This is a genomic window from Leisingera coralii (assembly GCF_049056525.1).
GTDB lineage: Bacteria > Pseudomonadota > Alphaproteobacteria > Rhodobacterales > Rhodobacteraceae > Leisingera > Leisingera coralii.
The window spans coordinates 1-14,610 of record NZ_JBHUPT010000106.1 but is presented as its reverse complement, the minus strand read 5'-3'; the positions used below and the strand labels follow the sequence as shown (position 1 = coordinate 14,610).

Below are 14,610 nucleotides of genomic sequence, written 5' to 3'. Positions count from 1 at the left end.
GCGGGGTGAGCGGGGTTCCTGGAAACGCTCCAGTGGAGCGTTTCCCCCGCGAACGGGCGGAGCCCTTTTGGAAAGTTCAATGCGGGCCGGGTTCAGAAGCCCAGATAAGCAATGCCGCCAAAGGTGACGGCAACGCTGATCCACTGCGCGCGGTTCATGCTTTCACGCAGCACAAGCCAGGCCAGGACCACGGTGACCAGGCCGAACAGCGAGGCGCTGACAGACGCGAATTCAGGCCGGGGCAGGCTGCCGGAGTAAATCACCAGGCCGAGGGCAATGGCATCCAATGCACCCATCAGGCACAAGAGCGGAAGCACCTTGCGGGCGGGCAGCTGGACCATCCGGGCCAGGAACGCGAGGCCAAGCAGGATCAGGATCGCAGCCATCCGGGTGACGATCAGCACCGGCAATTCGGCCCCGGCCTGGGTTGCGGCCTGGCCAACTGCGAAGGTGAGCGCAAAGCCGATGGCACCGGCCAGCCCCCAGGCCGCCGCTTGCAGATTCACCGGGCTGCCGTCGTCTTCGGTGGAGAAGATGGCGATGCACCCCACGCCGCCGACCACCACCGCAACTGCCAGCCAGTGGCCAAGGCCAACCGGCTGGCCTTGCAGCATCGCCATGCCCAGAGACAGCACTGGGTAGGCGCCGATCAGCGGCGCCACCAGCTTTACCGGTCCTAGCGCAAAGGCCCGGTAAAGCGCGTAGGATGCCAAGGCAAAGATGGCCCCGGACAGCCCGGCCAGCCGGGCTGCCGGCAGGGTCATCGCTTGCCAATTGCCAAAGGCCAAGGCCGCGGCAGCCACCAGAATCGCCCCGCTGGCAAAGACGGTCAGCATGGCCGGCAGAATGCCAGTTCTTTGTGAAACAAAGCGCACGCAAAGATCATGGATTCCCCAGGAAAGGGCTGCCGCAAGGCCAAGAAGCAGCGAGTGCATGGCGGTTATCCCTCATTTGCGGCATTCACCCCCAGGAAAATGACGCATCCCGGGCATTTGCCGTTTTTCCGCAGAAAATCAACATGTTTGTTGATTAGAGTGGAGGAACGCAATATTCTTTTCAATAAATAAATATTCCGACCGTGCAATTTTTGGCCGGAGTCCAACAGGAGATGCGCGATGAATGACATGAGCTTCCCTGAGGTTGTCAAAGGGCCGCCGAAGCCTTCTGGATTGTATCAGCCGTCGGTGTTTTCGCTGCCGAAAGGGACGGAGCGATACGTGGTCGAAGGCTGCGGTGCGATCCTGATCCGCGTGGAAACAGGCGACCGGGTGACGGTGATCAACGATGAGGGCGGGCAGCCCTGCGAGATCATTGCCGCAGAAGACAAGGGCCGTATCGATGCCGGGATCATTGGCGCGGCGCCCAATAGCGATGCAAGCGGGCTGAAGGCGCTGCTGACCTCCTCGGATCAGTCGTTGCGCGGCTTACGCATGGGGATGGAGGCGCGCGGCATCGACCTGGCACAGGGTGGTGCGGTGCGGTTCTTTGACAGCACGACACCTGCCAAGACCGAGGAGAGCTTTACCGCGCAGCGCGACGGGGTGGTGATCATTGCAGCGCCTGGCGGGATCATGGACTTCGAACGGCAGGACACCGCGACACAGCTGACCGTCATGGTCAAGCGGGCGGTGATCAAGCAGGTGGCGCGGTTTGAGCTGCCCGACCCGCTGGCGGAGCCGGTGAACGAGGTGCGGGTGCACAGCGCCACGGCGGAAAGCTATTTCGTGAAGGCGGGCGACTTTATCCAGATCATTGATGTGGATGGCCGCCAGTGCACCGATTTCCAGTGCTTCGCCGCCCGCAAGCTGGACAAGGGCGTAGAGCATGCGCTGGACGTGACCACTACCCGGACGCTGATGGGCCATGCCTATCCGATGCCGGGACTGCATGCGAAATACTATGACCAGGACATGCTGCCGCTGGTCGAGGTGGTGCAGGACACCGTGGGGCGGCACGATGCCTTTGCCCTGGCCTGCGCCGCGAAATACTACGATGACATCGGCTATCCCGGCCATGTGAACTGCTCAGACAACTTCAATGGCGCGCTGGCGGGCCATGGGGTGACGCCGCGGGCCGGTTGGATGGCGATCAACTTCTTCTTCAACACCGGGCTGGACGATCACGGCGTGATGTATGCCGATGAGCCCTGGACCCGGCCCGGCGACTACGTGCTGTTGCGGGCCTTGACCGATCTGGTCTGTGTCAGCTCTGCCTGCCCGGATGACACCAGCGCCGCCAATGGCTGGAACCCCACCGACATTCACGTCCGCACCTACAGCGGACAAGAGACCTTCAAGCGGGCAATTGCGTTCCGCGCGACCCCTGAATCGGAGCCCAAGATGACCAAGGAAACCGGTTTCCACGACCGCCTCAGCAAGATGACCCGCAATTTCATCGAGTATAACGGGTTCTGGCTGGCCAATTGCTATGCCGAGTCCGGGCCGCTGGAGGAATATTGGGCCTGCCGCGAGAAATGTGTGGTGCTGGACCTCTCCGCCCTGCGCAAGTTCGAGATCACCGGGCCAGATGCCGAGGCGTTGTGCCAGTATATCTTTACCCGCAATATCAAGAAGCTGGCGGTTGGGCAGGTGGTCTATACCGCGATGTGCTATCCGCATGGCGGGATGATCGACGACGGCACCGTGTTCCGCCTGGGCAAGGACAATTTCCGCTGGATCGGCGGCTCGGACTACGGCGGCGAATGGATCCGCGAGCAGGCCGAGAAGCTGGGTCTGAACGTGCTGATCCGCTCCTCGACCGACATGCAGCATAACATCGCGGTGCAGGGGCCGGAGAGCCGGGACCTGCTGAAGAAGATCATCTGGACCGCGCCGCACAACCCGACGCTGGAGGAGCTGGGCTGGTTCCGCTTCACGCCTGCGCGCATCGGTGATGACCAGGGCGTGCCGGTGGTGGTGTCGCGGACCGGTTACACCGGCGAGCTGGGCTATGAGATTTTCTGCCACCCCAAGCACGCCAGCGAGGTCTTTGATGCGGTCTGGGAGGCCGGGCAGGACCATGGCATCCGCCCGATGGGTCTGGAGGCGCTCGACATGGTGCGGATCGAGGCCGGGCTGATCTTTGCGGGCTATGACTTCTCCGATCAGACCGACCCGTTTGAGGCGGGCATCGGCTTCACCGTGCCGCTGAAATCGAAAGAGGATGACTTCATCGGCCGCGACGCGCTGATCCGGCGTAAGACCACGCCTGCGCGCAAGCTGGTGGGGCTGGATATCGACTCGGCGATCGACGTGGGCCACGGCGACTGCGTGCATATTGGCCGGGCACAGATTGGTGAGGTGACATCCTCGATGCGTTCACCGCTCCTGGGCAAGAACATCGCGCTGGCACGGGTAGATGTGTCCTGTTCCGAAGTGGGGACCGAGGTGGAAATCGGCAAACTTGACGGGCATCAAAAACGGCTGCCGGCCAAGATTGTACCCTTTGCGCATTACGACCCCAAGAAAACGCGGCCTCAATCCTGAGGCCGCCCGTTTGCGGGGTAGGGAGGTTAAATGGTTCAGAAGCTGATTGAGCAGATCGGCGGCGAGGAAGTGCTGCGCACCCTGGTCGAGCGGTTCTACGACATTGTCGAGGAAACCGGGACCGGCGCCCAGATCGTCAAGCTGCACAAACGCGGGCATGGCATGGACCATGCCCGGATCGAACAGTTCAATTTCCTGTCGGGCTTCATGGGCGGGCGCCGCTATTATGAGGAAAAACACGGGCATATGGACGTGAAACTGATGCACGCCCATGTGCCGATCACCGGGGAAGACGCCGAGAACTGGCTCAAGTGCATGGATCAGGCGCTGGCGGAGCTCAAGCTGGAAGGGCCGCATGTGGAGCGGCTGCGCCAGGTGTTCCGGCGGGTGGCGCTGATGCTGGTGAATGACCTGGCCGAATGGGGTGAGAAGCGCGTGCCGGCTTGAACGCAGTGCCTTTGGCAGTTGCGGGAGCCTCCCCTTTCGGCGGCGAAGCCGCCTGCCGGGCAGCGGGACGGGAGTACTTCAGGAAAGATGAAAAGCGGGTGCCGACCAGTAGTTAGCCGGGCAGCCTCAGGAAAACCTGCACATCGGCCACGTTGGTGCCGGTGCCGCCGGTGATCAGCAGCGCGCCGGCGGCCTTGAGGGCCGCGTAGCTGTCGTTGTTGGCCAGCAGTGTGTCCGGGTCCTGACCGGCCGCCCTGATGGCCTCCCAAGAGGCGGCGGTGACGATGCCGCCTGCGGCGTCGGTGGGGCCATCGCGCCCGTCAGTGCCCCCGGAGAGGAATAGCCAGTCGCCGCTGAGCCGTTCCGCGCCCAGTTTGGCGACACGCAGAGCAAGCTCCTGATTGCGGCCGCCGAGGCCGCTGCCGCGGAGCTGTACCGTGGTTTCACCGCCGAAGATCAGCGCGACGGGTTTGTCCTTGGGAGCGGTTTCCGCAGCAGCCACAATGGTTTCCGCGGCCTCAGCCACATCGCCGACCAAGCGGTGGGAGATCAGCTTGGGAGCCCAATCCTCCGCCGCTGCGGCCATCATCGCCTTGAGGCTGTGGCGGTTGGAGCCGATCAATGTGTTGGTGGCCGGGGGCGGCGTGTCCCGGACCTCCTCAGCGGCGCTGAGAAGGGTTTTGACGGCTTCGGGGGCACTGTCCCAGATGCCGGCGCGCTGCAGGATCTCCTGCGCCTGTGCGCGGGTGCCGATGGGCGCCACGGTGGGGCCGGAGGCAATGGCGCGCAGGTCGTCGCCGATCACGTCCGACAGGATGAAGGCCTGCACCTGGGCGGGCGCGGCGTGGCGCAGCAATCCGCCGCCCTTGGTGTCGGACAGCTGCTGGCGGATCAGGTTCATCTCGTTGATCTCAAGGCCCGAGGCGAGCAGCAGCTTGTTCACGGCTGCCTTGTCCGCCAGCGTCAAGCCGGGGGCAGGGGCCACCATCAGGGCGGAGCCGCCGCCGGAAATCAGCGCGATCAGCCGGTCATTCGGGCCGAGGGAACAGGCCAGCTCGATGGCGGCCTGACCAGCGGTGGCGCTGGTTTCATCCGGCACCGGATGGGCGCCGCAGATCACCGTGGCGCCGGGAATTTCCGTGTAATTTTCGGGGTTTGTAATCGCCAAAGCCTGGTCTGCATCCGGGATCAGCGCCAGCGCTTCGCGCATCATTGGGATGGCTGCTTTGCCGACGGCCAGCAGCACATTCCTGCCGCCTTCGGGCAGGGGGGAGAGCGGCGAGGACGCCAGTTGGGCACGCAGCGCCTGCGCCGGGTCTGCCCGGTCGATAGCGGCCTGAAACAGGGCCTTGGCGGTGGTCAGCAATCCGGTCATCTGCATCTCCCTGGCATAGCGCCGCTTAGCCGCCCCGGCCAATGCCGGGACGGCGTAAGGTCTTGAAAGCGAACGGCGGCTTAGTTGCCGGCGATCTGCTTGGCTTTTTCCACTAGCACTTCTGCCTGACGGATCGAGGCGTAGTCAATCAGGCGGCCGTCCAGCGACACTGCGCCTTTGCCGGCCGCTTCGGCTTCGGCCATGGCTTCCAGGATGCGGTGCGCCTTGGTGATTTCCGCGTCCGACGGCGACATCACCTCGTTGGCCAGTTCGATCTGGCTGGGGTGGATGGCCCATTTGCCTTCGCAGCCCAGCACCGCGGCGCGCTTGGCGGCGGCCTTGTAGCCTTCCTTGTCCTGGAAATCGCCGAACGGGCCGTCGATCGGGCGCAGGCCGTTGGCGCGGGCGGCAACCACCATGCGGGCCAGCGCATAGTGCCACATGTCGCCCCAGTGCACGCCGCGGGAGCCGTCTTCGGCCGGGTCGGTCAGCACCGAGTAATCGGGGTTCACGCCGCCGATGATGGTGGTGCGGGCGCGGGTCGAGGCGGCATAGTCGGCAACGCCAAAATGCAGCGATTCATTGCGCTTGGAGGCTGCGGCAATTTCACTCACGTTCTGCATGCCGAGCGCGGTCTCGATGATGTGCTCGAAGCCGATCCGCTTTTTGTAGCCCTTCGCGTCTTCGATCTGGGTAACCAGCATGTCGACGGCGTAAACGTCGGCCGCGGTGCCCACCTTGGGGACCATGATCAGGTCGAGGCGTTCGCCTGCCTGTTCAACCACATCGACGACATCACGGTACATGTAGTGGGTGTCGAGGCCGTTGATTCGCACCGACATGGATTTGTTGCCCCAGTCGATCTCGTTCAGGGCCTTGATGATGTTCTTGCGGGCTTGGTCTTTTTCGTCCGGCGCAACCGCGTCTTCGAGATCCAGGAAGATCACGTCAACATCAGATTTCGCTGCTTTTTCAAACATTTGGGGCTGAGAGCCGGGGATTGCCAGCTCGCTGCGGTTCAGGCGGCCAGGGGCCTGTTCGACGGTATGAAACGACATGGGTGCGCTCCTCATTCGCAATGGGGTTTCGTCCTCTCCTCCCTAGGCATTCCCCATGAGAGTGTTTCCTGTCAAGAAAAAAGTTTTCATTTAAATACATTCGCGCGGGAGCGCGCCCGCGCGTCGCGCTCCCGCGTGCGTACGCGTATACGCGCACGCGTGCGAGGCGCGGGGCGGCAAACCTGGGTCATTCCTCCAAGCTGAAATCGCCCTTGGCGGCGCGGTTGGCGTAGTAGAACGCAATCGCCTGGGCGCGGTTCTTGACCGAGAGTTTTTCGTAGAGGTTCGACAGGTGGAACTTCACCGTGTTGGTCGAAATCTCCAGCTCCTTGCTGAGCTCCTTGTTGGTGAGCCCCTTGGACAGCGCCTCCAGCATCGTGCGCTCACGGCGCGACAGCTGCTCGATCGGATCGGTCTGCAGGCCCCGGACGTCGAGGAAGGGGAACACCATCTTGCCCGCCGCCACGGCCAGGCAGGTGTCCAGCAGCCCGTCGACGGCGCTGGAGCGCGGTGCAAAGCCGGCGGCGCCTGCGCTCATCGCCTTGCGCGGAACGTCGCCGCTGTCGTCGGCATAGACCACCAGCCGCGGCGCGTTGGCCTGGTCGCGCAGCACCTCGATCAGCTTGGCGCCGCCGAGCGCGGGCAGGTTCCAGTCGATGATCCCGACCTGAACCGGCACCCGCATCACCGTTCCGAGGAAGCCTTCGGCGGTTGCGGAGGTGGCGACCAGCGAGAATCGCGGGTCCTTGTCGAAGATCTCGGACATTGCCGACAGCACCAGCGGATTTGCGTCAGCAAGCATGACCGATATCGGGGAAACTTTGTCGCTTATAGGAGCCATTTGGTGCCCTTTTGTTAAAAACTACCCAAGTAGGTAGGGTCTATTTTGGTATGCAACGGTATTTTTACCGATTTGGGTAGGTTTTTTGCCACCCGTTTAGATACCCAAAAGCAGGATATAGGAATGTTGCGGGTTTTGTCGACCTAGGGTTTCCTTGGGTTAACAGATGTTGCACGACAGGAAACAAACCTTCCCGCAGCGAAGATCGCGACGAAGAAGGCCAGGGACCTCCGGCACATCGCCGAAACGAAACCAGCGAGGTCTAACCCCGATGACTGAACCCACGATCTTCCGCAGCCTGGAAATCCCGGAAACCCTGGCCGCCGGCCCTGGCCCGGGCAATACCGACCCCCGCGTGCTGCAAGCCTTTGCCAACACCGGCCTGGCCGACCACATGCAGGCGGACGTGCTGCGCGGCATGATCGAGTGCAAGCAGATGCTGCGCGACCTGTGGGGCACCGCCAACACCTACACCTACGGCGTCGGCGGCACCGGCTTCTCGGGCCTGGACTGCATGCTGAACGCGATCCTGCCCGGCGACACCGTGGTTGCCTTCCAGAATGGCACCTTCTCGGGCATCGACGCAATGACCATCCGGATGAAGGCCGCCACCCGCGAGGAACTGGCTGCCGACGCGATGAACCCGCAGCCGGCCTCCGTGACCGTGGTCGACGTGTCGCACGGCGAGTCGGTCTCCGGCAAGCTGGTGGAGCAGGTGCTGGCCGAGAAGAAGCCCAAGTGGGCCTTCATGGCGCATTGGGAAACCGGCTCGGGCCGCATCAACGACCTCAAGGGCTTCTCGGACGCTTGCGTCAAGCACGGCGTGATGGGCCTGATCGACGCGGTGTCGTCGCTGGGCATCGAGGATTTCTCGATCGACGATTACCCGGGCGTTGCCGGCTGGGCCTCCTGCCCGCAGAAAGGCGTGCTGTGCCTGCCGCTGACCTACGCGCCGGTCTCGTTCACAGACAAGTACATCCAGACCGTGCGTGAAAACGGCTGCCATTCCTATGTCCACAACCCGATCCTGGAAGCCCGCCACTGGGGCATCGTGGACGGCCAGGACGTTGCCGCCGGCACCTACCACCGCACTCACTCCGGCTATGCGGTTGCCGCCTTCCACGAGGCGCTGCGGATCACCCTGCAGCACGGCCGCGCCCAGAAGGCCCGCGACTATGCCTTCCACGAGAAAGCGCTGCGCGACGCCGTGACCGCGATGGGCTGCGACGTGACCAGCAACATGACCAGCCTGGTGGTTCTGAACCTGCCCGGCGATCTGGCCGGCCGCGAAAAAGAGCTGGTGGGCAACTGCCGCGCTGTGGGCTTTGGCATCTGGCCGACCCTGTCGGAGCCGGTCCAGGTCCGCATCGGCATCCTGAACCAGATCACCCCTGCCGCCATCACCGACATCGTCAACCGCTTCGGCAAGGCGATGAACGACATGGGCGCAAATGTCGACATGGACGCGATCAACGCTCTGCTCGACAGGCACTACTCCGCAGCCCTTGAGGCCGCTGAGTAACTAATTCCGACATCCATGACGAGGAGAGGACCATGGATATCCACGAGTATCAGGCCAAGGAAGTTCTCAGCAACTTCGGCGTGACCGTTCCCCCGGGCGCGCTGGCCTACAGCCCCGAGCAGGCGGCCTACCGCGCGCGGGAACTGGGCGGCGACAAATGGATCGTCAAGGCCCAGGTTCACGCCGGCGGCCGCGGCAAAGCGGGCGGCGTCAAGCTGTGCAACTCGGAAGCCGAGATCTATGAGGCAACCGAGAACCTGTTCGGCAAGAAGCTGGTGACCCACCAGACCGGCCCCGAAGGCAAAGGCATCTACCGTGTCTATGTCGAAGGTGCGGTGCCGATCGCCCGCGAGATCTACCTGGGCTTTGTGCTGGACCGCTCCAGCCAGCGGGTGATGATCGTTGCCTCGTCCGAAGGCGGCATGGAGATTGAGGAGATCTCCGCCGAGCGCCCCGAGTCCATCGTGCGTTCGACCGTTGAGCCGGCCGTTGGCCTGCAGGACTTCCAGGCACGGGAGATCGCGTTCCAGCTGGGCATCGAACCGGCGATGACGCAGCAGATGGTGCGCACCCTCAAGGGCTGCTACCAGGCGTTTTCCGAACTGGACGCCACCATGGTTGAGATCAACCCGCTGGTGGTCACCTCGGACAACCGGGTCATCGCGCTGGACGCCAAGATGACCTTTGACGACAACGCCCTGTTCCGCCATCCGCAGATCGCGGAGCTGCGCGACAAGAGCCAGGAAGACCCGCGCGAAAGCCGCGCTGCCGACCGCGGCCTGTCTTATGTCGGCCTCGAAGGCAACATCGGCTGCATCGTGAACGGTGCAGGCCTGGCGATGGCGACCATGGACACCATCAAGCTGGCTGGCGGCGAGCCTGCCAACTTCCTGGACATCGGCGGCGGCGCGACCCCGGAACGGGTCGCCAAGGCGTTCCGCCTGGTGATGTCCGACAGCAATGTGCAGGCGGTTCTGGTCAACATCTTCGCCGGCATCAACCGCTGCGACTGGGTTGCCGAAGGCGTGGTGCAGGCGCTGAAGGAAGTGCAGGTCGACGTGCCCGTGGTGGTCCGTCTTGCGGGCACTAACGTGGAGGAAGGCCAGAAGATCCTGGCCCAGTCCGGCCTGCCGCTGATCCGTGCAACCTCGCTGATGGAAGCCGCTGAACGGGCCGTCGGCGCGTGGAAAAACGACCTTGATCAAAACACTCGTGTGAGGGCCGTCAAATGAGCATCCTTCTTGATCGCGAAAGCCGTGTCATCGTCCAGGGCATCACCGGCAAGATCGCCCGGTTCCACACCAAGGACATGATCGAATACGGAACCAACGTCGTGGGCGGCGTGGTGCCGGGCAAGGGCGGCGAGACCGTCGAGGGCGTGCCGGTCTTCAACACCGTGAAAGAAGCGGTTGAGGCCACCGGCGCCAATGCCTCGCTGGTGTTTGTGCCGCCGCCGTTTGCAGCCGACTCCATCATGGAAGCGGCGGATGCGGGCATTCACTACTGCGTCTGCATCACCGACGGCATCCCGGCCCAGGACATGATCCGCGTGAAGCGCTACATGTACCGCTACCCCAAGGAAAAGCGGATGATCCTGACCGGCCCGAACTGCGCGGGCACCATCTCACCGGGCAAGGCGCTGCTGGGCATCATGCCGGGCCATATCTACCTGCCGGGCACCGTGGGCATCATCGGCCGTTCGGGGACCCTGGGCTATGAGGCCGCGGCGCAGCTGAAAGAGCTGGGCTTGGGTGTCTCCACCTCGGTCGGCATCGGCGGCGACCCGATCAACGGCTCCTCCTTCAAGGATATCCTGGAATGGTTCGAGAAGGATCCGGAAACTGAGGTCATCGCGATGATCGGTGAAATCGGCGGCCCGCAGGAAGCGGAAGCGGCGGATTACATCAAGAACCACGTGACCAAGCCGGTGGTGGCCTATGTCGCGGGTCTGACAGCCCCCAAGGGCCGCACCATGGGCCACGCGGGCGCGATCATCTCGGCCTTCGGCGAATCCGCCTCCGAGAAGGTGGAGATCCTGTCGGCCGCCGGCGTAACCGTTGCCGAGAACCCCGCCGTGATCGGCGAAACCATCGCAAGCGTTATGAAAAAGAACGCCGCCTGATCCGGCAACGGAACAGGCGCAACGCTCCACCCTTGGCCCGGGGCAATGGCGGGGGTGGAGCGCATTAATAAAAGCACAAGCACGTCAGGGAGATGAAATCATGGCAAAGCCCAAGGTTCTGGTGACCCGCCGCTGGCCCGCCGCAGTGGAGGCGCAGCTTTCCGAGGCGTTTGATGCTGTGCTGAACACGGGCGATAAGCCGCTGAGCGAGGATGAGCTGCGCGCCGCGATGACGTCCTATGACGCGGTGCTGCCGACCGTGACCGACAAGATATCGGCCAAGGCGTTCGATATCGCCAAACCACAGGCCCGGATCCTGGCAAACTACGGTGTCGGCTATTCTCATATCGATATGCATGGCGCAGCCGGTCACGGCATGACCGTGACCAACACGCCGGATGTGCTGAGCGAATGCACTGCTGACATTGCCATGACGCTGCTCTTGATGGTGGCCCGCCGGGCTGGCGAAGGCGAGCGTGAGCTGCGGGCCGGCGAATGGACCGGCTGGCGCCCGACCCATCTGGTCGGCACCAAGGTTTCCGGCAAGACGCTGGGCATCGTCGGTTTCGGCCGCATCGGCCAGGAGATGGCCCGCCGCGCCCACCACGGGTTCGGTATGAAGATCGTGGTGCAGAACCGCTCCCGCGTGTCCCCGGATGTGCTGGCCCGTTACAACGCGACCCAGGTGGACAGCCTGGAAGATCTGATGCCGCAATGCGACTTTGTCTCGCTGCACTGTCCCGGCGGCGCTGCAAACCGGCATCTGATCAACACCCGGATGCTGAACCTGATGAAGCCGGATGCCTTCCTTATTAATACAGCCCGCGGCGAGGTGATCGACGAGCTGGCCCTGTCCCGCGCCCTGTGGTTCGAAACCATCGGCGGCGCCGGGCTGGATGTGTTCGACGGCGAGCCGCGCATTAACCCGGACCTGATGGATTGCGACAACCTGGTGATGCTGCCGCACCTGGGCAGCGCCACCCGCGAAGCGCGCGAGGCGATGGGCTTCCGCGTGCTCGACAATCTGACTGATTTCTTTGCAGGGCGCGAACCGCGCGACCGGGTGATGTGATGGGGGATCCAGCCGAAACCACACATGCCGGGGTCGAAGACACCGGCTATGCCGCCGAACTTCGCAATGAACTCCACGCCCTGTGGCTGGATGTCCTGCGCCAGCGCGCGCCGGAAGTGGCGCAGAAGGCCATGGGGGAAACTGCATGGGACCTGTCCGGCGACCAGCCGGCCACTCCTTATCTGCAGGCCTTCAATATCTGGTTCCAGCTGCTGAAGATCATCGAGGAAAACGCGGCCATGCGCGACCGCCGCATGGCGGAGACGCAGGACGGGCCGGAAGTGGTTGAAGGCAGCTTTGCCCGCGCCCTTGACCTGGCCGGAGAACTGGCCACACCGGAACGGCTGCAGGAGGTGGCCAGCCAGTTTTCTATCGGCCCGACCCTGACCGCGCACCCGACCGAGGCCAAGCGCGTCACCATCCTGGAAATCCACCGCCGCATCTACCGCGGTCTGGTGTCGCTGGAGGCCAAGCGCTGGACCCCGCGTGAGCGTGCGGGTCTGCTGGAGGACCTGCGCTCGGAAATCGATCTGCTTTGGATGACAGGTGAGCTGCGCCGCGACCGGCCCAGCTTGCAGGACGAAATCCAGTGGGGCCTGCAATTCTTCCGCGATAGCCTCTATGAGGCGGTGCCGCAGCTGTTCGAGCGCTACATTGCCGCTGCCGAACCGCGCCTGGGCGCAACCGCCGATGCGCCCTGCCTCAAGTTCCACTCCTGGATCGGCGGCGACCGCGATGGCAACCCGAATGTGACCGTTGAGGCTACAGCAGCTGCACTGACGGCCAACCGTGCGGCGATCCTGAAGCGTTACCAGAAGGCACTGACCACTGCCGCGGAGCGGATTTCTATCTCGGCGGCCGTATTTGCGCTGCCTGAGAGTGCCGCCGCACGGCTGGCCAGGATTATTGCAGCTGCGCCCGGTGCCGCTGCCCTGGCGGCCCGCAATCCCGGTGAAGTCTTCCGCCAGGCGCTGACGGCAATCCTTGCCCGCATCCGGGCAACCGCGGCCCAGGAACCTGGCGCCTACGCCCATCTTGGCGACTTCATCAGCGACCTCACCCAAGTCGAGGAAGCGCTGGAAGAGATCGGAGCCCACCGGCTGGCGGCCCGTTACGTGCGCCCGATCCGCTGGCAGGCCGATGTCTTTGGCTTCCGCACGGTGACGCTCGACGTTCGCCAGAACTCCACCGTGACCACCGAAACGCTGACCGAAATCTGGGCGCGCTCCGGTGACGTGCCGGAATTCGGCAGCGCCGAGTGGTCCGCACGGCTGCGCCGCGAACTGGGCAGCGCCTCGCTGCCCTACACGATGCCGGATGAACTGAGCCCGCAAAGCGGTGAACTGCTGAAGCTCCTGCGCCTGATGCGCGACGCCGGCGCCGGCGAAGATCCGCAGGCCATGGGGCCCTTCATCCTGTCGATGACCCGTTCCACCGATGATCTGCTGGGCGTCTACCTGCTGGCACGCTACGCGGGCTTCGGAGCTGAAAAGGCAGCGTTGAAAGTTGTGCCGCTGTTTGAAACCATCGGCGATCTGCGGGCTGCTCCGGGTATCCTGAACGGCCTGCTGGACGTGCCTTTTGCCCGCCGCTCGCTGAAATCCGGCGACAACCGGATCGAGGTGATGCTGGGCTATTCCGACAGCAACAAGGACGGCGGCTTCCTCTGCTCCACCTGGGAGCTCGAGAAGGCGCAGCGCCTGATCACCCGCACCCTGGCGGCGCACCGGATGAAGCCGGTGTTCTTCCACGGCCGCGGCGGCTCGGTCTCCCGCGGCGGCGCCCCGGCCGAGCGCGCCATTGCAGCCCAGCCCGCAGGAACCATCGCGGGCCGGATGCGGATCACCGAACAGGGTGAGGTGGTCAGTTCCAAATACGCCAACCGCGGCACCGCGCTGCATCAGCTGGAGCTGATGGCCTCCTCGGTGCTGCGCCATTCGCTGCAGGAAGACACGCCGCCGGTAAACCCCGAGCACGATGATGCGTTCGAGGCGCTGGCTGGCATGTCCCAGGCGGCCTATTCCAACCTGCTGAACGCGCCTGGTTTCCTGGACTATTTCCAGCAGGCCAGCCCGGTGGAAGAGCTTGCCATGCTCAAGATCGGCTCTCGCCCTGCCCGCCGCTTCGGGGCCGGCTCGCTGGATGATCTGCGGGCGATCCCCTGGGTCTTTGCCTGGTCGCAGAACCGCCACATGATCACCGGCTGGTATGGGTTCGGCTCTGCGGTTGCCAGCTTCCGCAAGTTCCGCGGCGAGCGTGGCGAGGCGGTGCTGCAGGACATGTTCTGCAATTCACCGCTGTTCCGCCTGGTGGTGGATGAGGTCGAAAAGACCCTGCTGCAAAGCGATATGGAGATTGCTGCCGATTACGCAACGCTGGTGCAGGATGCGGAAATCCGCGACCGCATCTTTGGCGCCATCCGCAAGGAGTACCAGCTGGCCCGCGAGGCCATCCAGTTCCTGACCGGAGACAGCAGCCTCGCCGACCGTTTCCCGCGCCTGCGAACCCGCTTCGGCCGGGTCGAGAGCATGCTGCGCGAAATTCACAAAACCCAGGTGCGCCTTCTGCGCGAGGAGCGCGCCCGGAAATCATCAACAGTGCCGGTCCCGCTGATGCAGTCGATGAACTGCGTTGCCGCGGGCTTGGGCTGGACTGGATAGACAGGAGCCCCGAATGTCCAAAGATCTG

General features: G+C 63.9%; 11 protein-coding genes. 7 read left to right on the top strand and 4 right to left on the bottom strand.

From position 1 onward, the window contains the following. Window positions 1–92: 92 nt before the first annotated feature. Window positions 93–935, bottom strand: a complete 843-nt coding sequence (locus tag ACFMBG_RS23530; RefSeq protein ID WP_421057079.1) for an EamA family transporter — start codon at window positions 933–935, stop codon at window positions 93–95. Window positions 936–1,115: 180 nt separating this feature from the next. Between ACFMBG_RS23530 and tdm the strand changes: the two genes are divergently transcribed. Together tdm and ACFMBG_RS23520 are read left to right on the top strand one after the other, a co-directional pair. Continuing rightward, entirely contained in the window at window positions 1,116–3,485 is a 2,370-nt protein-coding gene (gene tdm, locus ACFMBG_RS23525; RefSeq protein WP_421057078.1) for a trimethylamine N-oxide demethylase, read from the top strand. A 30-nt stretch (window positions 3,486–3,515) separates the two neighbouring features. Further along, window positions 3,516–3,932: a group II truncated hemoglobin gene (locus ACFMBG_RS23520; RefSeq protein WP_421057077.1), complete on the top strand. Its 417-nt coding sequence runs from the start codon at window positions 3,516–3,518 to the stop codon at window positions 3,930–3,932. Between the two features lie 112 nt (window positions 3,933–4,044). Here ACFMBG_RS23520 and ACFMBG_RS23515 read toward each other — a convergent pair whose 3' ends face one another. From ACFMBG_RS23515 to ACFMBG_RS23505, 3 genes are all read right to left on the bottom strand, one after another. Further along, a complete protein-coding gene (locus ACFMBG_RS23515; protein ID WP_421057076.1) occupies window positions 4,045–5,307 on the bottom strand; it encodes a glycerate kinase type-2 family protein in 1,263 nt (420 codons plus the stop codon). An 80-nt stretch (window positions 5,308–5,387) separates the two neighbouring features. Beyond that, the gene (locus ACFMBG_RS23510) at window positions 5,388–6,365 is read right to left on the bottom strand and encodes an HpcH/HpaI aldolase/citrate lyase family protein (protein ID WP_421057075.1); all 978 of its coding nucleotides are present in this window, start codon (window positions 6,363–6,365) and stop codon (window positions 5,388–5,390) included. Window positions 6,366–6,552: 187 nt separating this feature from the next. Beyond that, a complete protein-coding gene (locus ACFMBG_RS23505) occupies window positions 6,553–7,167 on the bottom strand; it encodes a response regulator transcription factor (protein WP_174149630.1) in 615 nt (204 codons plus the stop codon). A 310-nt stretch (window positions 7,168–7,477) separates the two neighbouring features. Between ACFMBG_RS23505 and ACFMBG_RS23500 the strand changes: the two genes are divergently transcribed. The 5 genes from ACFMBG_RS23500 (at window position 7,478) to ACFMBG_RS23480 (ending at window position 14,582) form a co-directional block, all read left to right on the top strand. Next, window positions 7,478–8,728 (top strand): pyridoxal-phosphate-dependent aminotransferase family protein, encoded by a 1,251-nt coding sequence (locus ACFMBG_RS23500; RefSeq protein ID WP_421057074.1) that lies wholly within the window; start codon window positions 7,478–7,480, stop codon window positions 8,726–8,728. A gap of 32 nt (window positions 8,729–8,760) precedes the next feature. Next, window positions 8,761–9,960 carry a malate--CoA ligase subunit beta gene (locus ACFMBG_RS23495; protein WP_174149632.1) on the top strand — a complete coding sequence of 400 codons (1,200 nt, stop codon included), beginning with the start codon at window positions 8,761–8,763 and terminating at the stop codon, window positions 9,958–9,960. Continuing rightward, window positions 9,957–10,850, top strand: a complete 894-nt coding sequence (gene sucD, locus ACFMBG_RS23490) for a succinate--CoA ligase subunit alpha (protein WP_174149633.1) — start codon at window positions 9,957–9,959, stop codon at window positions 10,848–10,850. Before ACFMBG_RS23495 ends, sucD begins: the two co-directional genes overlap by 4 nt. A gap of 100 nt (window positions 10,851–10,950) precedes the next feature. Then, window positions 10,951–11,922 (top strand): 2-hydroxyacid dehydrogenase, encoded by a 972-nt coding sequence (locus tag ACFMBG_RS23485; protein ID WP_421057073.1) that lies wholly within the window; start codon window positions 10,951–10,953, stop codon window positions 11,920–11,922. Then, complete coding sequence (locus ACFMBG_RS23480) at window positions 11,922–14,582, top strand: phosphoenolpyruvate carboxylase (protein ID WP_421057072.1); 2,661 nt, start codon at window positions 11,922–11,924, stop codon at window positions 14,580–14,582. The genes ACFMBG_RS23485 and ACFMBG_RS23480 overlap by 1 nt, the downstream gene beginning before the upstream one ends. Window positions 14,583–14,610 lie beyond the last annotated feature (28 nt).